Genomic DNA, 20,966 nt, shown 5'->3' with positions numbered 1-20,966 from the left:
GGAAACTATCACATTATGAAAAATATTTTTATAACTGGTGAAAGAGGAATAGGAAAATCTACATTATTAGAAAAAATTATTAAAAACGTAGATTGTTCTATAGGTGGATTTATTCAAGAAAAAATATTTACTGATAAAACAACATGCTTTAATGTAGTTTCACTCTACAATTTGGAAGATAGTTATACCATTGGAATTTATCATAGAGAAAAAGATGTATTATATTCGGATATGAATGTTTTTAATAGTATTTCTAAAAATATTTTATTAAAAAGCTTAGGAGATAGGGAATTAATAATACTTGATGAATTAGGATTCATGGAGGAAAACTCCCCATTATTCAAAGATACTATTATTAAAATTCTCAATTGTGATACACCGGTTTTAGGAGTGTTAAAAGAATGTGATACAAACTTTATTCAACAAATAAAAATGAGAGAAGATGTAAATGTAATTAGAATTAATGAAAATAATAGAAATTCAATGGAAGATAAAATTCTTAATATGTTAAAAATTAACAATGTAAACTTAGTTCCAATAACTAATAAAAAAGATTGAGAGGAAACAAAAGGTGAATAAAAACCTAAAATTATTATGACTGTAGCAAATTCAGATAAAATACAGACAGACATAGGTATACCAGTAATATATGTAACAGGTATGACGGATTGTCTATACAAATATGGAATTAACATGCTTGCAAGTACTGTAGTTACAGATCGTAATAGAGTGTGGAATTGAATTAAGCAGGGAGGTGGAAGTGAGTTTTTTAACAATAGAGCATTAATGGTTAAAATGGATGGGAAAGGTGAAATTAGAGGAGGAGAGTTTTAATGGATGAGGAAAAAAAGGCTTTAGAATTTGATGAAATAGCAAGTAATGTATTTGCGCCTATTTATTCAGTTATTGCTTCTCAAATAAAAGAAAAAACAAATATAAATAAAGGAACATGTCTTGATATAGGTTGCGGCGGTGGGCATCTTGGTGCTGAGGTAACTAAGATAACCAATATGTTTACATTTTTGTTAGATATATCTCCTTATGCTTTAAAGATTGCTGACAATAGAATCAAAAATAATGATTTAGATTATAGAATGGAGACACTCTGTGGGGATGTTCATAATATTCCCTTTGAAGATGAAACAATAGAACTTGCAATTAGCAGAGGATCTATATGGTTTTGGGAAGATCAGGTGAAAGCTTTTAAAGAGATTTACAGAGTGCTTTCAAAGGGAGGCTGTGCATATATTGGAGGGGGCTATGGTAATGCAAAGCTTAAAAAAGAGGTGTTCGAAAAAATGGAAGCAAGGGAAGGAGATTGGGAAGAGCGCAGAAAAGGCTTTGTAAAAGACAACAATGCAGAAAAATTCAATAGGATATTAACCGAAGCAAATATACCTTCCTATGAAATAATTGATGATGATTCAGGCCTCTGAGCTTTTATCAAAAAATAATCTGCAATATCTAATGTCTGATGTTGTTACCCTACATTTTAAGGATATTAAAATAAGGAGGAGAAATAAATGTTAAAACCATTAGAGATAACGGATTCGTTAGAAAGTTCAAAATTAAAAAATCAAAAGGAAAAGCTAGTACAAAGAAAAACAACTTATTTTATGGTTATTATTGCAGCCTTGCCTGTATTGGCTATTTTAATTTCCTTAGTTGTAGGAAGATACTCAATAACTTTACCAGAATTTTTTAACGCTATGATATCAAAAGTTTTTGGATTGAGTACAGGAGAGCCTAGTACTATTGAAACAGTGCTCTTCAATGTTAGAATTCCTAGAATTTTGTCAGCGTTAATGGTTGGAGCAGCTTTATCTGTGGCTGGGGCTACCTATCAGGGCTTATTTAAAAATCCAATGGTATCCCCAGACATACTTGGGGCTTCTGCTGGTGCCGGATTTGGTGCAGCCTTTGGGATTCTTTTATCTTTTAGTGCTTTTGGTGTACAGATTTCAGCATTTCTATTTGGACTTACAGCTGTCACTATAACTTATTTAATAAGTGTGATTATAGGAAGAGGAAACAATGCCACGTTAGTACTTGTATTGACAGGTATGGTTGTTCATGCTTTATTTTTATCTTTTATTTCAATAACAAAGTATGTGGCTGACCCCTATGAAAAGCTGCCAGCAATAACTTTTTACCTTATGGGAGGACTGGCTTCTGCCACCATGAAAGATATAAAAATAATGCTGCTACCATTGATTGTAGGAGTTATACCACTTGTTTTATTACGATGGAAACTTAATGTACTTTCCTTTGGAGATGAAGAATCAAAGTCTCTCGGTATTGATACTTCAAAGTTAAGAATAATTATTATACTTTGTTCAACTCTAATTACAGCTGCAGCTGTATCAATTAGTGGCATGATTGGATGGATAGGACTTATAATACCCCACATATCTAGAATGGTTGTAGGGCCTAATTTTAAAGTGCTATTACCTGCTTCATTATTCATCGGCAGTACCTTTCTAATATTAGTTGATGATATAGCTCGCTGTGCCTTTGCTATGGAAATCCCTCTAGGAATTCTAACATCACTAATTGGAGCACCTTTTTTTATTTATCTTTTAATTAAAGGAAGGAGAGGATGGATATGAAATTAGAGGTTAAAAATGCTATTTGCGGTTATGGTACAAGAATTGTGGTAAAGGATATTTCCATGAATGTAAATTCTGGAGAAATATTATGCTTGCTAGGACCTAATGGTGTAGGAAAAACAACTCTTTTTAAGACTATATTAGGTTTTTTAAAGTTAAGAGGTGGAGAAATACTTTTAGACGGAGAAAATATACATAATTGGTCAAGAAAGCAATTAGCTAAAACTATTGGTTATGTACCTCAGGCACATACTCCTCCTTTTCCCTTTAAAGTATTTGACGTAGTATTGATGGGAAGAACTGCTCATCTTTCAATGTTTTCTTCTCCTATGAAAGAGGATGTAAGGATTGCAGAGGAGGCCATAAATACTTTAAAGATATCCTATTTAAAGGATAAGATATATACAGAAATAAGTGGTGGGGAAAGGCAAATGGTTTTAATTGCTAGAGCTCTTGCTCAACAGCCCAAAATACTGATAATGGACGAACCAACCTCTAATTTGGATTTTGGAAATCAGATAAGAGTATTAGAACAGATAAATAAGCTTTCTGAAAAAGGACTAGCAGTTGTTATGACCTCACATTTTCCTAATCATGCATTTCTATGCTCTACAAAAGTAGCACTTATGCGAAAAAATAATGTATTTACAGTGGGGAATGTGGATGAAGTTGTGACAGAGGATATGCTTAAGGAGGCCTATGGTATTAATGTGAAAATTATTACTACCATTAATTCTAATGGGAATAAGGTAAAAGCATGTATACCTATGATTAACTAATAAGAAAACAGGGGGAGATAAAAGTGAAAAAAGTATCCAGATTATTAATTCTATTATTGATGATTATGTTTTCTTTTGCGGGATGTGGGAAAAGTACAGTTTCAACAAATTCTGTAAAAGAAAATAAGAAAATCGTTGTGACAGATGGATTGGGAAGAAAAATAGAACTATCCAAGCCGGCAGAACGAGTTTTAACTAATTATACTGTACCAGTTCAAATGATTTGTACGTTAGGTGCACAAAAAACTCTAGTTGGTGCAGATGGAAATACCTTAAAAAATCCAATAGTAACTACTTTGTTACCTAACTCTAAGGAATTACCAGATTTCAAAAACAAAAATACTTTTAACATGGAGCAAGGAATTGCTTTAAAACCAGACCTTGTTTTAATAACTGCGGCAAATAAAAAGCTTATAGATGATATCGAAAGCCGTGGATTAAAGGTCTTTGCTATAAAAGCAGAAAGTCTTGATGAGTTAAAATCCACCATGACAAATCTGGGAATGGCCTTAGGAAAAGAAGAAGAAGCAGCAGCTTTTAATGATTACTATATGCAAAAGATAGATTTTGTAAAAAATAAGCTTAAAAATGTAGAACAGAAGGATAAACAAAAAGTATATATTGCAGGTTCTGACATGTACTCAACAGCTGGCAATGATATGTTTCAGAATTCTCTGATTGACTTATGTGGAGGAATAAATGTCTCTTCTGATTTAAAAGGAGGATGGGTTAAGGTTTCAGCAGAACATCTAATACAATGGAATCCAGATGTAATAATACTTACACAATACTGTGGAGTAAAACCGGCAGATGTACTCAATAACGGAAGTCTGAAAACTGTAAACGCCATAAAGAATAAAAAGATTTATCTAATTCCTTCAAAAATATCCCAATGGGACATGCCTTGTCCACAAACAGTTTTAGGGATATTGTGGTTAAGTGAGAGATTAAATCCTAAAGTATTTAATGATACTGATGTTATCAAAGAGGCAGATTCATTCTATGAAAAATTCTATGGTACTACTTTTACAAAGCTTGGTGGAAAAGTAGATTAACATATAAAAGGAGATGTATTTTATGAAAATAAAAGAAATATTAAGTTCAGTTCTAGGTTTTTTACTGGTTTCTACTATGTTTATAGGATGTGGACAAAAGGCACAAACTACCACTAATCAAAGTAATGAGGAGAAAGAATCTCTACTTGTCTATTGTGCTGCAGGAGTAAACAAGCCAATGGAGGAAATAGCACAAAGTTTCGAAAAAAAATATGGAACTAAAATTGAATACACTTATGCTAATTCTTCAGATCTTATAGCTCAAATGGAGGTTTCACATAAAGGTGATCTTTGTGTACTAGCTTCAGATGAAGATTATCAAACAGCAAATAAAAAAAGCTTAACTTCAGAAAAAAAGGATTTGGTTTATCATGTACCTGTAATTGCTGTACCTAAAGGAAATCCTGCAGGAATTACTAGCATAAAGGATTTTTCTAAATCAGGAGTAAAAGTTATATTAGGAGATCCTAAAACATCTCCACTAGGCAAGCTAGCATCCAAATTATTTGAAAAGGCTAGTATAGTGGAACAAGTTAATAAGAATGTAGTATCTACAGTTACTACAGTAAATGAAATAGTAACATTTCTTTCTATGAAAAAAGCAGATGCATCGATTATATGGGAAGATAATGCTTTGAATGCAGCGAAAGATATAGATTTAGTACAAATTCCTAAAGAAGAAAATACAATTAAAGTGGTACCTATAAGCACTTTAAAAAGTTCTAAAGATGCGGAATTAGCTAAAAGATTCATGGACTTTACTGCTTCTGATGAGGCTAAACCGATATTTGTTAAATATAATCTAAAGCCTGTGAAATAAAAGGTATTTAGGTTGAGTCAAATAATAACTTGAGAGGCTAATTAATGATGTTTAACAGGAATTACAAAGATATTCTTTTTAAAGTATTTATATCTATATTTGCAATAATATTTATAGCTCTTATAGTTTTTACTATGTGTGCAGTTATGCAAAGGGGTTTTGCTACACTAATAGAAAGTTTAAGTGATAAGGAAGTTCAATTTGCAATTAGGTTGACTCTATACACAGCAACTGTGTCTACTATAATTTGTTTAATATTTTCTGTACCAATATCTTATGGACTAGCTAGGTACAATTTTGGGGGAAAGAAAGTTATTAATTCTATAATACAAATTCCTAATTCCATACCACCTATTGCATCAGGAATTGCTTTGTTATTATTATTCAGTACAAAACAAATGGAGAGTATTGTAAGCAAATTAGGGATAGATCCAGTTTTTTCTGTAAAAGGGATTATATTAGCACACTTTTTTATTAATACTCCCTACATGATAAGGATTTTGAGAACAACCTTTGAAAATATTAATCCAAAGCTTGAATTTGTAGCTAGAACACTAGGGTATAGCAGTTGGGGTTCCTTCTTTAAAGTAACTCTACCTATAGCTAGAAATGGTCTAATTTCAGGAATTGTAATAACATGGACAAATGCATTAGGGGAATTTGGTACTGCACTTATGCTTGCAGGAGCTATTCGAATGAAAACAGAAACTTTACCAGCGGCTATATTTTTGAATTTATCTGGTGGAAATTTAGATAAAGCCTTATCAGCTGCTATTATACTAATAATTATGTCTATAGTTTGTTTGTTTATATTTGAACATCTAGGAAAAGGAAATATAAAAAATACTAAATAATATAGTGAAAAAGGGGTCGACACTATGCTTAAAGTAGAGCGCATTAATAAAAAAATTGGTGATTTTAAACTTAAGGATATAAGTTTTGAAGTAAAAGAAGGAGAATATTTTGTAATACTAGGACCTACAGGAACAGGGAAAACTATAGTTTTAGAAACTATAGCTGGTATATATAATCCTGATAGCGGCAGTATATACATAAACAATATAAACATAAGTAATGTGCCGCCGGAACATAGAAATATAGGATTTGTATACCAAGACTATTTATTGTTTCCGCATTTATCTGTTAGTGAAAATATCATTTTTGGGTTGAAGGCAAAAAAGATATCTAGATGCAGTAGGGAAAAGGCTCTAGATGAAATAAGTACAATGCTGAATATAAAACACTTATTAAAAAGAAATCCTTTGACCTTAAGTGGAGGAGAACAGCAGAGAGTTGCCTTTGCAAGAGCTATTATAACTTCACCAAAAATATTATTGTTAGATGAAGTAAGTAGTGCATTAGATCCAAATACTAAAGAAGTATTTCAGCGTAATTTAAAAAGTCTTCATAAAAAGCTTAGGACTACAACTATTCATATAACCCATGATTTTAATGAGGCAATATATTTAGCAGACAGAATAGCAGTCATGAAAAATGGTGAGATACATCAAATAGGAACTGTTGATGAAATATTTAACTATCCTAAATCAGAGTTTGTAGCTGATTTTATAGGATATAATAAAGTTAAAATGAGAAAACGAAGTTTGTATTAGGTTAAAATGTGACATTGAATTAGAACATAAAAAAGTATAAATTTAGCTGGTTGAAGTGGTTATAAGCCACCTTCACCAGCTTTGTAGATTACTGAAATGGAATTCATTACACTAAACCAATTAATCTTACAGTGCTTGCAACTATAAAGCAAATAGCAATGCCAGTAACAGTTGGCACAAGGAAAGAAATAATGGTCCATTTAAGGCTTTGAGTTTCTTTTTTTATAGTTAAGCAGGTGGTAGCGCAAGGCCAATGCATTAAAGAAAACAGCATAGTACATACAGCTGTTAACCAGGTCCAACCGTGAGAAACAAGAAGTGTTCTTAATTGTTCTAAGCTATCAAACTCAACTATGCTTCCTGTAGACATATAGCTCATAATTATTATAGGGACAACTATTTCATTTGCAGGGAAACCTAAAATAAAGGCCATTAAAATATAACCATCTAATCCAATAAGTTTTGCAAAGGGATCAAAAAAATTAGCACAATGGGTTAAAAGACTTATATTACTTATATGAATATTAGCCATTGACCATATAACTAATCCTGCTGGTGCTGCTACTACCACTGCACGAGCAAGTACGAAGAGCGTTCTATCAAATATAGATCTTATGATAATTTTACTTACTTGTGGTTTTCTATAGGGTGGTAATTCCAAAGTAAAAGTAGAAGGAATACCCTTTAATATTGTCTTTGATAGAATTTTAGATATTGTTAATGTTATTATAACACCTAGTATAATAACACTAGTTAGAATTAGCGTTGATACTACAGATTGAAAAGGTCTTGCTATAATTCCAGCAAAGAACATGGTTATAATTGCTATTAGAGTAGGAAATCTTCCGTTACAAGGTACAAAGTTATTGGTTATAACTGCGATTAATCTTTCTCGTGGTGAATCAATTATTCTACAGCCTACTATACCAGCAGCATTACAACCAAAGCCCATGCACATTGTTAATGCCTGTTTTCCACAGGCGCAGGCTTTTTTAAAAAAGTTGTCAAGATTAAAAGCTACTCTAGGTAAGTATCCTAAGTCCTCTAGTAATGTAAAGAGAGGAAAGAATATAGCCATTGGAGGTAGCATAACGGATACTACCCAAGCAAGAGTTCGGTACATACCCATAACTAATAATCCATGTACCCAAGGTGGTGTGCCTAACCAGGTGAAAAAGTCGGTAAGCCTGTCCTGAAACCAAAACAGTCCAGTAGCAATTATTTCTGAAGGTATGTTGGCACCAGTAATAGTAAGCCAGAAAACTACGCCTAAAAGAAGAATCATAATAGGGATTCCAAATTTCTTCGAGGTAAGATATTTATCTATCTTTCTATCAGTGCTATTGTAATGTTCATTTTTAACAGAGACTACGGTTTTATTTATTTTTTCTGCAGTGCTTACTAGTTTACAAACAATTTTATCACGAAATGTATCTGAATCGATTTTCTGTTCATTTAGAAAAGCTCTAACTTCATTGACTTCTTTTATTAGGTTATCTTCTTCAGTTAAATTGAAGTTAAGATAGTTATTAATAGAAGCTAACAGCTTTTTATCTCCTTCTATAAGCTTTAATGCTAACCATCTAGGATTAAGTTTATCTTGAAGCAGTGATTTGACTGCCTCTTCAACTTTAGATAAGGCTTTTTCAATTAATTCATCATATACAATATTAATAGTATTAGGAGTAGTTTTATTAGAAGCTACTTCAAAAACTGCATCCATTAATTTATCTAAGCTTTTTTTGTTAACAGCACTTGTGCCCACTACAGGAACTCCAAGTTGCTTTGATAGTTCTTCTAAATCTATGGATATTCCTTTTCGTTTTGCTTCATCCATCAGATTGACACATATAACAACCTTAGAAGTAATCTCCAGTGTTTGTAAAACAAGATTTAGATTTCTTTCTAAGCAGGTGGCATCTACTACAATTACAGTTGTATCTGGATTTCCAAAGCATATAAAGTCTCTAGCAACCTCTTCTTCAACGGAGCTTGCCATTAAGGAATAGGTGCCTGGAATATCAACTAAAATAAAATTGAGATCTTTATAATAATACTTTCCTTGAGCATTGGTAACAGTTTTACCAGGCCAGTTACCTGTGTGTTGGTTTAAACCAGTTAAGTTATTAAAAACGGTGCTTTTTCCAACGTTAGGATTGCCAGCTAGGGCTATTATTTTATCCTTTGATGTAGTTTTATCAATTCTAAGTTCTTTTTCTAATACTCCTGCTCCTGTTGATGTATTGGTTAGACCCATTAATATTCCTCCCTAAAAATACTACACTTATATATAACTTAAAAATAGATTTATGGATATAAATTTAAAGTTTTTCTACTAAAATCATGGATGCTACTTCAGTACGAAGAGCAATTACAGCACCCCTAATGAGATAAGCAACAGGGTCACCAGAGGGACTTTTCTGTAAAGATTCAACCACTGTATTATCAATTAATCCTAAGTCTAACATTCTTCTTCTTACTAAACCGTCAGAAAGTAGTTTTTTGACTTTACATTTTTTACCTAGCGGTAAATCGCTAAGTGGAATATCATAATTATTCATGTATAAAGGGACCTCCTAACAAAATGATTTTCTGTAGAGAAAAAAACTTTCCCTACACTAAAATATGATAAATACTTTTTAAGTGTTACTAGTATAAATAAAATATAGAAGATAATTTTATGATTAAAATAATGGTGGTGATTAAATGGACGATACATTTCATACTGTCCGTGGATATGAATTACAAAGGAATAATAAAAATATACTCACTTCTGCATTAGAGGATTATCTTGAGATGATTTATAGGAATAGTCTAAGTGAAGCTTATATTAGAATAAATATACTTGCACAGTTATTAAATGTTAAAGCTTCCTCAGCTTCGAAGATGGTAAAGAAGCTAGGACAGTTAGGCATGGTAAACTATGAGAAATATGGAATTGTAACTTTAACAGATGAAGGTAAGAAATTAGGGGAATTCCTGTTAAATAGACATAATACAATTGAAAACTTTTTATCTTTTATAGGATGTAAGGAGAATGCGCTAATTCAGACTGAATTGATGGAACATATTATTACTACTGATACAGTGAAAAATATGCAAATTTTATATGAATTTTTTGAAAATAACAAAGACATATTAGAAAAATATAAAGATTATAAAAAACAGGCTTATTATTAGATTTTTTCCGGAAGTTACTTTTAAACGTCCTGTTAACGGCAATGAAACTTTGATGTCAATAGACAAGGCAAGAAAAATGTTTGTGTTCTAAAGGATTTAGAATTCAATGATAATTACAGAGTATCTAGAGATTAAAATAGATTTTCTAGAAACTTTATTTCCAGGTAAAGTTGTTATAGTTATTCAAAATGGGGCACCTAATATAAATAATTTGGGGAAATTAAGATTATCTATTGATAGGCTGGAAACCCGTTTGAGGCAAGCTGGAATATCCTCAATAGAAGATGTCAAATATGCAACAATTGAAGTAAGTGGTCAGCTAGGATATGAATTGAAGGATAACAAGAAACCTTTAACAAAGGAGGATTTTATGACTCTAATGGCGGAAATATCACAAATGAAAGAAATGATAGGAGACAATATAAAACCTCAAGGCAATAAGAATGAACAAAATAATATTTTTCAAGAGATTAGTAGTAGGAAGTTTGAAGGAAATAAAAAAGAACCGTATAAATATTTATAAATTAGCTGGTTGAAGTGTTATAGAATGCTTTTACCAGTTTTTTTAAATTTCTTTTGTCAGCACTATTTATGCTTAAAATATTTAAATTGGCATTTGACAGTAACCTAAAAATGGAGTAATATTAAATTGGCAAATGCCATTATTGTTGGGAACGATTAAAGATTTGAAGGAATATTAATGAAGATAGCAATTTCATCAACAGGAAAAAATGTTGAAAATTTACTTGGTATGAGATTTGGAAGATGTGAATATTTTTAAATTCATGACATAGAGAGTGGAGAGGTTAAAGTTTTGGAAAATGAAGGTCTAAATTCCAGTGCTGGAGCAGGAATTGCTGCATCAAATCAATTAGTTGATGAGAAAGTAGACGTTATTGTTACAGGAAGTCTTGGACCTAATGCTATTGAAATTATTGAAAAAGCAGGAGTTAAAGCATATAAATGTGGAAATATAGCTATAAGTTCAGTACTTGAAAAATATAATAAGGGTGAACTAGAAGAAATAAAAATGCCTGGTCCTGCACATCATGGAGGAAGCCATTAGATTGGAGATGAGTATATAGTGAATATAGCGGTGCTTAGTGGAAAAGGAGGAACAGGAAAAACTACAGTTTCTACAAATCTTGCCCTTGCACTAAAGGCAAGTTACATAGATTGTGATGTAGAAGAACCAAATGGTTTCTTATTTTTAAAGCCTACAATAGATAAAACAGAAAAGTTTTGGTAGAGTACCCCTTTATAGATGATGACAAGTGTACATCATGTGGAGCTTGTATGGATTCATGTCAATTCAATGCTCTTGCAAAAGTAAAGGATGATATTATGCTTTTTCAAAAATTATGTCATGGATGTGGGGCTTGTGAAATTGCATGTAGATATGATGCCATAGCTTATAAGAAAAGAGAAATAGGCAAAATTTAAATTGGAAAAATAAGAGATATAAATTGCAGTAGAGGAATTTTAAATTTAATAAGAGTAGTAGCCTTATGTGAACACTTTGGTATTTTTACTATGGTATGTGTTAACAAATATGATATAAACAAAGAAGTAACTAAGGATATAGAAAACTTTGTTAATGAAAAAGGTTTAAAATTAGTGGGTAAAATTCCATATGATGATACTGTTATGAAGTCTATAAGTGAGTTAAAACCTATAACTTTTTACAAAGATAGTATAGCAAAACAAGCTATTGAAGATATGTGGAGTAATATAAAAAAATATATAAAATGATTAAAAATAAATTAAATTTATTAAATGTAAATATGAGGAGGAATATTAAATGAAAATAGCAGTTGCAAGTGAAGGAACTTATGTAAGTGGAGATTTTGGACATTGTGAAGGTTTTACAATATATGAAGTAGAAGAAGGAAAATCATTAAATAAGAGTTTTACTCAAAATCCAGGACATAGACCTGGCTTTTTACCAGTATTTTTAAAGGGATTAGATGTAAATGTTATTATTGCTGGCGGAATGGGAGAAACAGCAAAACAGTTATTTAATGAAAATGGAATTGAGGTAGTAGTTGGAGCACAAGGTCTATGTGATGATGTTTCAGGAAAGTATATCAAAGGTGAATTAAAATCAACAGGAAGTGTGTGCACAGAACATCAACATGAAGGACATTGTAATGAATAATTAAAAAAGATAATTATAAAAATAGGGGGAATTGTTATGGGAAAAGTTCAAGGAAATATGAAATCATGTCTTCAACCAGTGCCTAAAGTACTAGTTTCTTGTAGGGGTATTGATGGTAAAAATAATGCATTAGCGGTAGCTTACTGCTGTAATTGTAGTTTTGATCCACCAATGGTTATGGTAGGTATTGTTCCTTCAAGACATTCTTATAAAATGGTAAAAGAGACAGGAGTTTTTGTAGTGAATCTTGTTACAGAAGAACAAAAAGAAATGTTTGATTATCTAGGCAGTCACAGCGGCAAGGATGAGGATAAATTTGTAAAGCTTAATATTAAGGTTGAGGAAGGAATAAAGGTAAATGCTCCTTTATTAGCAGATTGTCCTGTAAATATTGAGTGCAAGGTAGTAGACTCTATAGTAACTGGTTCTCATGAGATGTTTGTTGGAAAAATCGAATACGTACACGCTGATAAATCATTAGTAGATGAAGAAGGTAATATAAAGTATTCTGATGTAGCTCTTTTATAAGCCTTCTAAAACTAAATGAGTGGTGTTTCATCACCACCCATTATTGGTATATAAACTATTTTAATGGTATACTGAATTTATAACTTATTATTGGGGGGATTTTCATGAGTCAAAATCAATTTTATACTAATTTATTTGATAGGTTCAAAAAACTAGTAGAAGATAATGGCTTATTAAATGAGGAAGTGAAAATAACAGGAAGAACTTTAACCACAGAAGAGGCAATAGGAAATACCGAAAGAAAGGACTTTCCTATTATAAAAGGAAAGGAAAAATTACTTGAAGCGGATTTTAGAGGTGTAAAAGGTCAGGCTTTTACAGATATGCCTAATAATTTTCAAGGAAATTTAAAACAAATAGTTGAAATGTCCTTAGAAACAAATTTTGATACTGCTGTATATATTGCTACTTTAAATGCTGTATGTAGATATTTAAAAATAACAGATAAAACAGTGCATTGTAAAGATGGAGAACCTGAAAACTGTGCTTCAGAATTAGTAGAATACATAAAAAATAAATATGGAAATCCTAAAATAGCATTAATAGGATTTCAACCAGCAATGTTAGAGAATCTAGGCAAAAACTTTAAAGTTAGAATTGTGGATTTGGACACTAGTAATATAGGAAAAGTTAAATATAGTGTAATGGTTGAGGATGGAAGTAAACCAATTGATGATTTATTAAATTGGTGTGATATTGTGGTTGCTACTGGTAGTACTATAGCTAATAAAACAATAACTAACCTTTTGTTAGATAAACCAACTATATTTTTTGGAACTACTCTTGCTGGAGCAGCAGCATTGATGAAACTCGAAAGATTTTGTCCCTGTTCAAAATAATGAAGAAGAATAAGGAAAATGTCAATGGATAAGGAGTGATTTTAATGGGAAAAGTAGTTTCTTTGAATATTAGTGAGAAAAGAGGAGTTGAAAAGACACAAGTTCCTTTGGTTAATGCAATTGAAGGATTTGGTATTGAAGGCGATGGACATGCAGGAGCTTGGGATAGACAGGTAAGTGTTTTTCCTGTAGAAGCTTTGGAAAAGGTTCCTTCTGATAAAATGGAAGAAGTTAAAAGTGGAGGATTTACTGAAAACATTACCATATCAGGTATTTCTCTTGATGACCTTAATGTTGGAACTGTAATCCAAATTGGTGAGGCTATAATTAAAATACTACATATAGGGAAAGAAGAATACAAGGAACATAGTAGACCTTATATAGTAAGTAGAGAAGGTAGATTTGGCACAGTAGTTAAAAGTGGGAAAATAAATATAGGTGATTCCGTAGAAATAATAGAAATGTAGATAAAGTGAGGGTAAAGTATGAAAATTGCGGTAGTAGCAGAAGGTAAAAGCCTGGATAGTCAGGTGTCAGAAAAATTTGAGAAATGCTTATACTTATTAATTGTTAATATGAATGATTTAAGTATTACAGCTATCAATAATGAAGAATTATCTGGAGAAAATCTCGCTAACGAGATATTAAAGTATGACTGCGAAGCAGTAATTACAGGTGATATAGAAAAAAGAGCATTTGATATTTTGGCAGATGCTTGTGTAACAAGATATTATGGTGTTGGATATTCAGTTGAAAAAGCACTTGAATTAATGGATAACAGATCCTTAAAATTAATTAGAAGCTATGATGGAACAGACAATTGTGGCGGTAATCATCATTAATTCAAAAAGAGTGAAGAATAATACTTTCCAGTAGAGAACAATTCTATTGACTATGTTTTTATATGTAATGTTCTTCATGAGATAGAAGATGAAGTAATCGTTAATACTGAACATTATAGGTTAAAATTTGAAGTATAGTGAAAAAGCTCCTTGATTAGCAGAAATGTTACTCAAGGGTCTTTTTTATATTATTAGGTTATAACACTAATCAAAAACCAGTGGTATTTTAGATAAAATATATCTTATAAAAGTTTGATTTTCCATTGAATATGAAATGCTAAAAGGCCAGCTGGAATGGCTTTGAAAACTATTCCAGCTGACTCTTTAATATTTTTGTGATAAATAAAAGTTAATTGTGGCATTCGTGTTCATGGCAACAGTCACCAGAATCTACAAGAGAGCCGTCAAGCCAACTTTGAGCTACTGCATTTATATCACCTGAACATCCACGTACTACATCAATGCCAGAGTTATTAAGTACTCTTACTGCACCTTCACCCATATTACCTGCAAGCATAAGCTTAACACCCATTTCTGAAAGAATACTTGCAATATTTGATTTACAGCCACAGCCTACTGGTGATGGAACAACTTGTGAATCAAGTATTTGTTTAGTAGATGAATCAACTGTAAAAACAGTGAAGTATTCACAGTGACCAAAATGGTCGTCAATTTGATTTCCACGAGATGGTAGTGCAATTTTCATATTAATACCTTCCTTCTAAATTATTTAATAGAGTAACATTTTTAATGCATATAAGTTACTGACATATGTCCTTTATATATTTATAATAAACTTATAAGTGGCATATGTCAATAACTATTATGTGATACTGACAGTAATATTGTAGAAGTAAGCCTTGCTAAATAAAGTGGATGGTGCTATAAAAGATTAAATTGGAGGTTTATTAGTTTGATTAAATTGATATAATAGATTCAAGACAAACTTAGCTAAGTGAGTGATTATATGAGGATTAATATTAAAAGAGATAGCAAAATTGCTTTATATATTCAAATAAAAAATCAAATAAGAGATATGATTTATTCTAAAAGACTTCCTCTAAATTATGTACTGCCATCTGAAAGAGAACTTGCTAAGATATTAGATGTTAATAGAAGTACAGTTAAGAAGGCTTATGAAGAACTTAAATCAGAAGGTCTTATTAATTCAGAGGTTGGACGGGGAACTTATGTTGTTTTTTGTGATGAAGATGAATTAATTACTAAATCAAATAATTGTAAAAAGCACTTGTTTTGGGATGAAATATATAATGAGAGTTCTAAAAATAATTATGCTGATGTTATGAGTAGAATAATGAAAATTAGTGATAATGATAAAACAATTTCTTTCGCTGGTGGTATTCCGTCACCTGATTTGTTTCCAAAAGATGAATTTGGAAAAGTTCAGATGGATTTATGTAAAAGCAAATTGGAAATTATGTTTTTACATAGTCCAGTATCTGGAAATAACGAACTAAAAAAAGAGATTAAAAAGTTAATGTTGAATAGAGAAGTTAGGGTATCAACTAATAATATCATGATTACTTCAGGTTCCCAACAGGGTTTAGACTTGATTGCGAGAACCTTTGTAAATTGTAATGATGTAATTTTAGTCGAAGAGCCTACATTTTTTGGAGCTATCCAATTATTTCAGACCTTAGGTGCCAAGGTTGTGGGTGTACCAATTGATGAAGATGGAATTCGAGTTGATGTACTGGAATACTTAGTAAATAGACTTAAACCTAAGTTTATTTATAGCATTCCAAATTTTCAAAATCCAACTGGAATTACAATGAGCTTGAAAAGAAGATATGAACTTATGAAAGTTGTTGAAAAATATGGCATACCAATAATTGAGGATGATCCTTATGGTGAAATAAGATATGAAGGAGAAGAATTGCCATCTCTAAAAGCGTTAGATAAAAATGGTTATGTTATTTATTTAAGTACATTTTCAAAGGTTATTTCATTTGGCTTAAGAGTAGGATGGATAGTTGCACCAGAAAGAGTAATCAATAAATTAAGTTTGGTTAAGCAATTAACTGATTTGCATGTAAATACTTTAGGTCAGCACATGATATGTGAATTCCTAAGGCAAGGTTATTATGAAAATCATATAAAAAAAATTAGAAAAGAATATCATTTGAAAAGAAATTTAATGATTAAAAAATTAGAAGAAAACTTTAAAGAGTTAGAGTTTTATAGGCCGCAAGGAGGATTTTATTTGTGGTGCAAATTTCCGGATAACATTGATTTCAATTTATTATTGGAAAAGTCAATGAAAAACGGAGTAAACTATATCCCGGCAAATTTCTTTTATGCTAATAATGAGGTAGAAAGCAAATTTATTAGATTAAATTTTACTTATCCCGCAAATGAAGAAATAATTACAGGTTTAAAAAGGCTAAGGAATAGTTTAGATGAAACAATTAAGGAAACAAATTGAACTAATAATATTCAAGGATTAGATTTATTTAGAAGTCACAATAATGAATATATTATATTAGGAGGAATAATTTATGGAGCAAAATGATGTGCGTTATCATGCATATTTACAAATATTAAAAGAAGAGCTGGTTCCAGCTATGGGATGCACTGAGCCTATTGCTATAGCATATGGTGCTGCTAAAGCAAAGGAACTATTGGGCACAATTCCAGATAAAGTAGTAGTTGAAGCTAGTGCAAATATTATCAAAAATGTAAAAAGTGTAGTTGTTCCTAATACGAATGGATTAAAGGGTATTGAAGCAGCAGCTGCTGCTGGTATTATAGCAGGTAAATCAGAAAAAGTATTAGAGGTTATTTCAGAGGTAAGGGAAGAAGAGAAGAAGCTTACAAGAGAATACCTTGACAGAAAATGTATAGAAGTAAAATTAGTAGATTCAAACATAACCTTTGATATTATAATCACTATGTATGATAAAGAATCCTATGTAAAATTACGTATAGCAGAATACCATGTAAATATCGTATATGTGGAGAGAAATGGAAAAGTTATACTTGATGTGGGAAACATAGAAGGAAAAGAAAAAGGGCTCACTGACAGAAGTTTATTAAATGTAAAAGATATTATTGATTTTGCTGACAGCGTGCTTATAGAAGATGTTAAAGAAACTTTAGGAAGGCAAATAGAATATAATTCAGCTATAGCAAAAGCAGGTCTTGAAGGAAACTACGGTGCCAATGTAGGAAGTGTCCTCTTGAAAGCCTATGGAAATGATATAAAAATTCGTGCAAAGGCTATGGCAGCGGCAGGTTCTGATGCAAGAATGAGTGGCTGTGAATTACCAGTTATCATTAACTCAGGAAGCGGTAATCAGGGGATGACAACATCCTTGCCTGTTATAGAATATGCAAAAGAATTAAAGGTTAGCGAGGATAAGTTATATAGAGCATTAGTAGTATCTAACCTTATAACACTTCATCTAAAAACAGGTATTGGACGTTTATCTGCATTTTGTGGCGTAATATGTGCAGGCTGCGGTAGTGGTTCAGGTATTGCTTATTTACATGGTGGTGATTACAAGGAAATCGCACATACAATAGTAAATGCAGCTGCAATTGTTTCAGGAATTGTTTGTGATGGAGCCAAGCCATCCTGCGCGGGTAAAATAGCAGCGGCTGTTGATGCAGGGATTTTGGGGTATTACATGTATAAGGAAGGACAGCAATTCAGAGGTGGAGATGGCATTGTTGCAAAAGGAGTGGAAAATACAATCACCAATGTAAGTCATCTAGGGAAAATTGGTATGAAAGAAACAGATAAAGAAATTATTAATATAATGCTGAATAAATGTTGCTCTTAAGAGAGTATATAAGGCACAAAATAAAAGATTGTATTGGAAATCTAATACAATCTTTTATTTTGCCTGTAGAAAGAATTTGAGAAGATACATACTTCAAATTTAGACGTAAGAAATAATTTTAGTATAAAAATTTATTGACATATATCGGATATAGAGTACAATGAAACTAAAATAGCATATGTCAATAACTAAGAGGAACTGTTAACTTTGTTGTAAATGAGGTGAATGATTTATGCCTAGACCAAGAAAATGCAGAAAAGTATGTTGTTTGCCCGAAAGAGATATATATGGGCCCCTTAACGTTCCAGTTAATGAAGATCATCTTATAACTATGACTGTTGATGAATATGAGACAATACGACTAATTGATTTGGAAGGATTTACGCAGGAAGAGTGTGCTAATAAAATGAATATTGCGCGGACAACGGTTCAGGGGATATATAATGATGCTAGAAGAAAGCTTGCGGAGTCATTAGTGAATGGAAAGGTGCTAAGAATTGAGGGAGGAGACTACATACTTTGTAATGGCTTTGAAAAATCTTGCGGTGGTGACAGATGTTGTAGACATAGATATGATAAAAACTTTGTAGGAAATGAGGATAAAGATGTATAAAAGAATTTTAACTGGCACTCAAATCATAATGTAATTAAAGGAGGTAGAAAAATGAGTGAAAATTGTAATAACACTTCCAACACATGGTGCAGTGAATACAGTGAGATGAATAGTTTAAGAAATCGTGCGGTGGAACTGTTTAAGCAGGGGTATAATTGCTCTCAGTCGGTATTTGCAGCTTTTTGTGAAGAATGTGGAATGGATTTTCAAACAGCACTTAAAGTATCATCTTCCTTTGGTGGAGGTATGGGTAGGCTGCGGGAGGTTTGTGGAGCAGTAAGCGGCATGTTTATGGTAGCTGGTATGAAATATGGTTATATTGATCCGAATGATAGATTGTCTAAGGCAGAACATTATAAGCGCATTCAACAGCTTGCTAAGCAATTTAAAGAAAAAAATGGCTCTTTAATTTGTAGAGAGCTTTTAGGATTATCTACTCAAAATGAAAGCTACATACCTGAGGCAAGAACAGATGAATATTACAAAAAGCGTCCATGTGCAGAGCTTGTTGGTGATGCGGCAGAAATCATGTATAAATTTATGAAGTAAAAATTTGAATAAGAAAAGGAAGGGGGGAAATCAAATATTGAATTCCCCCTAATTATATTTACTAGGCAGTCAAATTTTCTTCCATAACTTTGAACTCATCTATTACTGATGCATCAGGTTGTTCTGTTAAAAGACTTACAACCACAACAGATATAAGTGATAGAGCAAAACCTGGAATCATTTCATATAAATAGGATGATAATCCAGAAACAATCCATATAATAACTGTTAAACCACCTACAATCATACCGGATAATGCACCCCATTTAGTCATTCGCTTCCAGTAAAGACTTATTAGAATAAGAGGTCCAAAAGCAGAACCGAATCCAGCCCACGCTTGTCCAACTATATTGAGAATAGTTTTATTTGGAACATATGCAAATATTACTGCAAATGCAGCAATTATAAGCACAGATATTCTTCCTATAAACATTTGAGTTTTTTCTGATGCTTCTCTATTTAAAAATGTAAGATAAAAATCCTTTGTTATAGAACTTGAACAAACTAAAAGTTGAGAAGAAAGAGTACTCATAATGGCAGCAAGTACTGCTGAAAGTATTATACCAGTGATAAAAGGATGGAATAGTATATCTCCTAGACGAAGAAAAACTAGTTCTGGATCTTTTAGAGGCTGATTAGTAGATGTAAAATATACAAGACCTATAAGTCCACTTGCCATAGCTCCTAAAAGTCCAATAGCCATCCAGCCTATCCCTATTCTTCTTGCTGATTTTAGTTCCTTAGCAGATTTAATGGCCATAAAACGAACTATAATATGAGGTTGTCCAAAATAACCAAGTCCCCATGCTAAAAATCCAAGAATTGTAGGTAAGCTTGTTCCTCTAAGGATATCAAATAATGCAGGATCAATATCTTTTACTTTAGTTACGAAGGTACCAGGATCTACGCCTACATTCATATAAGCTACAACAGGAACCATAACTAGTACTACAAACATAAGGCTGCCTTGGAAAAAGTCTGTTAAAGTTACAGCTAAGAATCCTCCAAAATAGGTATATATTACAACTATGGCTAATGTAACTACTACACCAGAGTTGTAAGTAAGTCCTAATAAGTCCCTAAATAATTTTCCGCCAGCCACAATACCAGAGGAAACATATAGAGTAAAAAAAACAAGTATTATTATACCGGATACAAGTCTTAGCATTTTAGATTTATCTTTAAATCTATTCTCAAGATAGTCTGGAACAGTTAAAGAATCACTAGCAACTTCCGTATAGATTCTAAATCTTGGAGCTAAAAGACGATAGTTAAAATAAGCTCCTATAGTTAATCCCACGCCAATCCACATACTAGAAATACCTGTAGCGTACACAGCTCCAGGAAGTCCCATAAGCATCCAGCCACTCATATCACTGGCACCTGCAGATAGGGCAGTAACCATAGGGCCTAAACTTCTGCCTCCAATCATGTAATCTGAAATATCTTTGGTTTTTCTATAGGAATGATATCCTATTGCAAGTAAAATCACTAAGTATAAGCCAATTGCTAAAAGTGAGTAGTATTTCATATGAATTCTCCTTTATTGTATTATAAATTTTATAAAATGTATAA

General features: G+C 32.0%; 25 protein-coding genes and 2 pseudogenes. 23 read left to right on the top strand and 4 right to left on the bottom strand.

Annotated elements, in window-relative coordinates:
- Window positions 1-15: 15 nt before the first annotated feature.
- The 9 genes from CLMAG_RS15165 (at window position 16) to CLMAG_RS15130 (ending at window position 6,876) form a co-directional block, all read left to right on the top strand.
- Window positions 16-558: a nucleoside-triphosphatase gene (locus tag CLMAG_RS15165; protein WP_066624092.1), complete on the top strand. Its 543-nt coding sequence runs from the start codon at window positions 16-18 to the stop codon at window positions 556-558.
- A gap of 36 nt (window positions 559-594) precedes the next feature.
- Window positions 595-741 (top strand): hypothetical protein, encoded by a 147-nt coding sequence (locus CLMAG_RS32480; protein WP_161486979.1) that lies wholly within the window; start codon window positions 595-597, stop codon window positions 739-741.
- 92 nt (window positions 742-833) lie between these two features.
- Entirely contained in the window at window positions 834-1,436 is a 603-nt protein-coding gene (locus tag CLMAG_RS15160; protein ID WP_066624087.1) for a class I SAM-dependent methyltransferase, read from the top strand.
- Window positions 1,437-1,523: 87 nt separating this feature from the next.
- A complete protein-coding gene (locus CLMAG_RS15155; RefSeq protein WP_066624078.1) occupies window positions 1,524-2,609 on the top strand; it encodes a FecCD family ABC transporter permease in 1,086 nt (361 codons plus the stop codon).
- The gene (locus CLMAG_RS15150) at window positions 2,606-3,388 is read left to right on the top strand and encodes an ABC transporter ATP-binding protein (RefSeq protein ID WP_066624077.1); all 783 of its coding nucleotides are present in this window, start codon (window positions 2,606-2,608) and stop codon (window positions 3,386-3,388) included. Before CLMAG_RS15155 ends, CLMAG_RS15150 begins: the two co-directional genes overlap by 4 nt.
- 23 nt (window positions 3,389-3,411) lie before the next feature.
- Window positions 3,412-4,443: an ABC transporter substrate-binding protein gene (locus tag CLMAG_RS15145; RefSeq protein ID WP_066624076.1), complete on the top strand. Its 1,032-nt coding sequence runs from the start codon at window positions 3,412-3,414 to the stop codon at window positions 4,441-4,443.
- A 22-nt stretch (window positions 4,444-4,465) separates the two neighbouring features.
- Entirely contained in the window at window positions 4,466-5,263 is a 798-nt protein-coding gene (gene modA, locus CLMAG_RS15140; protein WP_066624074.1) for a molybdate ABC transporter substrate-binding protein, read from the top strand.
- Between the two features lie 44 nt (window positions 5,264-5,307).
- On the top strand, window positions 5,308-6,117 hold the full coding sequence (locus CLMAG_RS15135; RefSeq protein ID WP_066624072.1) for an ABC transporter permease: 810 nt from the start codon (window positions 5,308-5,310) through the stop codon (window positions 6,115-6,117).
- Window positions 6,118-6,141: 24 nt separating this feature from the next.
- Window positions 6,142-6,876, top strand: a complete 735-nt coding sequence (locus tag CLMAG_RS15130) for an ATP-binding cassette domain-containing protein (protein WP_066624069.1) — start codon at window positions 6,142-6,144, stop codon at window positions 6,874-6,876.
- Window positions 6,877-6,982: 106 nt separating this feature from the next.
- Here CLMAG_RS15130 and feoB read toward each other — a convergent pair whose 3' ends face one another.
- Both feoB and CLMAG_RS15120 read right to left on the bottom strand, forming a co-directional pair.
- The gene (gene feoB / locus CLMAG_RS15125; protein WP_066624062.1) at window positions 6,983-9,133 is read right to left on the bottom strand and encodes a ferrous iron transport protein B; all 2,151 of its coding nucleotides are present in this window, start codon (window positions 9,131-9,133) and stop codon (window positions 6,983-6,985) included.
- Window positions 9,134-9,197: 64 nt separating this feature from the next.
- A complete protein-coding gene (locus CLMAG_RS15120; RefSeq protein ID WP_066624060.1) occupies window positions 9,198-9,437 on the bottom strand; it encodes a FeoA family protein in 240 nt (79 codons plus the stop codon).
- A 145-nt stretch (window positions 9,438-9,582) separates the two neighbouring features.
- On the opposite strand from CLMAG_RS15120, the gene CLMAG_RS15115 reads away from it, so the two are divergent.
- From CLMAG_RS15115 to CLMAG_RS15075, 10 genes and pseudogenes are all read left to right on the top strand, one after another.
- A complete protein-coding gene (locus CLMAG_RS15115; protein ID WP_066624057.1) occupies window positions 9,583-10,056 on the top strand; it encodes a metal-dependent transcriptional regulator in 474 nt (157 codons plus the stop codon).
- 106 nt (window positions 10,057-10,162) lie between these two features.
- Entirely contained in the window at window positions 10,163-10,579 is a 417-nt protein-coding gene (locus CLMAG_RS15110) for a YetF domain-containing protein (RefSeq protein ID WP_242873041.1), read from the top strand.
- A gap of 177 nt (window positions 10,580-10,756) precedes the next feature.
- Window positions 10,757-11,122: pseudogene (locus CLMAG_RS15105) on the top strand (NifB/NifX family molybdenum-iron cluster-binding protein).
- Between the two features lie 18 nt (window positions 11,123-11,140).
- Window positions 11,141-11,565: pseudogene (locus CLMAG_RS33760) on the top strand (4Fe-4S binding protein); the annotation flags it as partial.
- A gap of 24 nt (window positions 11,566-11,589) precedes the next feature.
- Window positions 11,590-11,808 carry a hypothetical protein gene (locus tag CLMAG_RS33755; protein ID WP_242873066.1) on the top strand — a complete coding sequence of 73 codons (219 nt, stop codon included), beginning with the start codon at window positions 11,590-11,592 and terminating at the stop codon, window positions 11,806-11,808.
- A gap of 49 nt (window positions 11,809-11,857) precedes the next feature.
- Complete coding sequence (locus CLMAG_RS15095; protein WP_066624056.1) at window positions 11,858-12,214, top strand: NifB/NifX family molybdenum-iron cluster-binding protein; 357 nt, start codon at window positions 11,858-11,860, stop codon at window positions 12,212-12,214.
- 36 nt (window positions 12,215-12,250) lie between these two features.
- Window positions 12,251-12,742 carry a flavin reductase family protein gene (locus CLMAG_RS15090; RefSeq protein WP_066624053.1) on the top strand — a complete coding sequence of 164 codons (492 nt, stop codon included), beginning with the start codon at window positions 12,251-12,253 and terminating at the stop codon, window positions 12,740-12,742.
- 104 nt (window positions 12,743-12,846) lie between these two features.
- Window positions 12,847-13,581 (top strand): Rossmann-like domain-containing protein, encoded by a 735-nt coding sequence (locus tag CLMAG_RS15085; RefSeq protein ID WP_066624050.1) that lies wholly within the window; start codon window positions 12,847-12,849, stop codon window positions 13,579-13,581.
- A 44-nt stretch (window positions 13,582-13,625) separates the two neighbouring features.
- Window positions 13,626-14,048 carry an MOSC domain-containing protein gene (locus CLMAG_RS15080; protein WP_066624047.1) on the top strand — a complete coding sequence of 141 codons (423 nt, stop codon included), beginning with the start codon at window positions 13,626-13,628 and terminating at the stop codon, window positions 14,046-14,048.
- Window positions 14,049-14,066: 18 nt separating this feature from the next.
- On the top strand, window positions 14,067-14,423 hold the full coding sequence (locus CLMAG_RS15075) for a NifB/NifX family molybdenum-iron cluster-binding protein (RefSeq protein WP_066624044.1): 357 nt from the start codon (window positions 14,067-14,069) through the stop codon (window positions 14,421-14,423).
- 349 nt (window positions 14,424-14,772) lie between these two features.
- Here CLMAG_RS15075 and CLMAG_RS15070 read toward each other — a convergent pair whose 3' ends face one another.
- Window positions 14,773-15,129: a NifB/NifX family molybdenum-iron cluster-binding protein gene (locus tag CLMAG_RS15070; RefSeq protein WP_066624041.1), complete on the bottom strand. Its 357-nt coding sequence runs from the start codon at window positions 15,127-15,129 to the stop codon at window positions 14,773-14,775.
- A 261-nt stretch (window positions 15,130-15,390) separates the two neighbouring features.
- On the opposite strand from CLMAG_RS15070, the gene pdxR reads away from it, so the two are divergent.
- The 4 genes from pdxR to CLMAG_RS15050 all read left to right on the top strand — a co-directional run bounded on the left by pdxR (window position 15,391) and on the right by CLMAG_RS15050 (window position 19,391).
- Window positions 15,391-16,869: a MocR-like pyridoxine biosynthesis transcription factor PdxR gene (pdxR, locus tag CLMAG_RS15065; protein WP_066624039.1), complete on the top strand. Its 1,479-nt coding sequence runs from the start codon at window positions 15,391-15,393 to the stop codon at window positions 16,867-16,869.
- A gap of 73 nt (window positions 16,870-16,942) precedes the next feature.
- A complete protein-coding gene (locus CLMAG_RS15060) occupies window positions 16,943-18,229 on the top strand; it encodes an L-cysteine desulfidase family protein (protein WP_066624037.1) in 1,287 nt (428 codons plus the stop codon).
- Between the two features lie 232 nt (window positions 18,230-18,461).
- Entirely contained in the window at window positions 18,462-18,842 is a 381-nt protein-coding gene (locus CLMAG_RS15055) for a DUF134 domain-containing protein (protein WP_066624035.1), read from the top strand.
- 105 nt (window positions 18,843-18,947) lie between these two features.
- On the top strand, window positions 18,948-19,391 hold the full coding sequence (locus CLMAG_RS15050) for a C-GCAxxG-C-C family protein (RefSeq protein WP_175562153.1): 444 nt from the start codon (window positions 18,948-18,950) through the stop codon (window positions 19,389-19,391).
- Window positions 19,392-19,452: 61 nt separating this feature from the next.
- Here CLMAG_RS15050 and putP read toward each other — a convergent pair whose 3' ends face one another.
- Window positions 19,453-20,922 (bottom strand): sodium/proline symporter PutP, encoded by a 1,470-nt coding sequence (gene putP / locus CLMAG_RS15045; RefSeq protein WP_066624031.1) that lies wholly within the window; start codon window positions 20,920-20,922, stop codon window positions 19,453-19,455.
- Window positions 20,923-20,966 lie beyond the last annotated feature (44 nt).

Source organism: Clostridium magnum DSM 2767, assembly GCF_001623875.1.
GTDB classification, from domain to species: domain Bacteria; phylum Bacillota; class Clostridia; order Clostridiales; family Clostridiaceae; genus Clostridium_AM; species Clostridium_AM magnum.
This window is presented reverse-complemented; position numbering and strand designations above follow the sequence as displayed.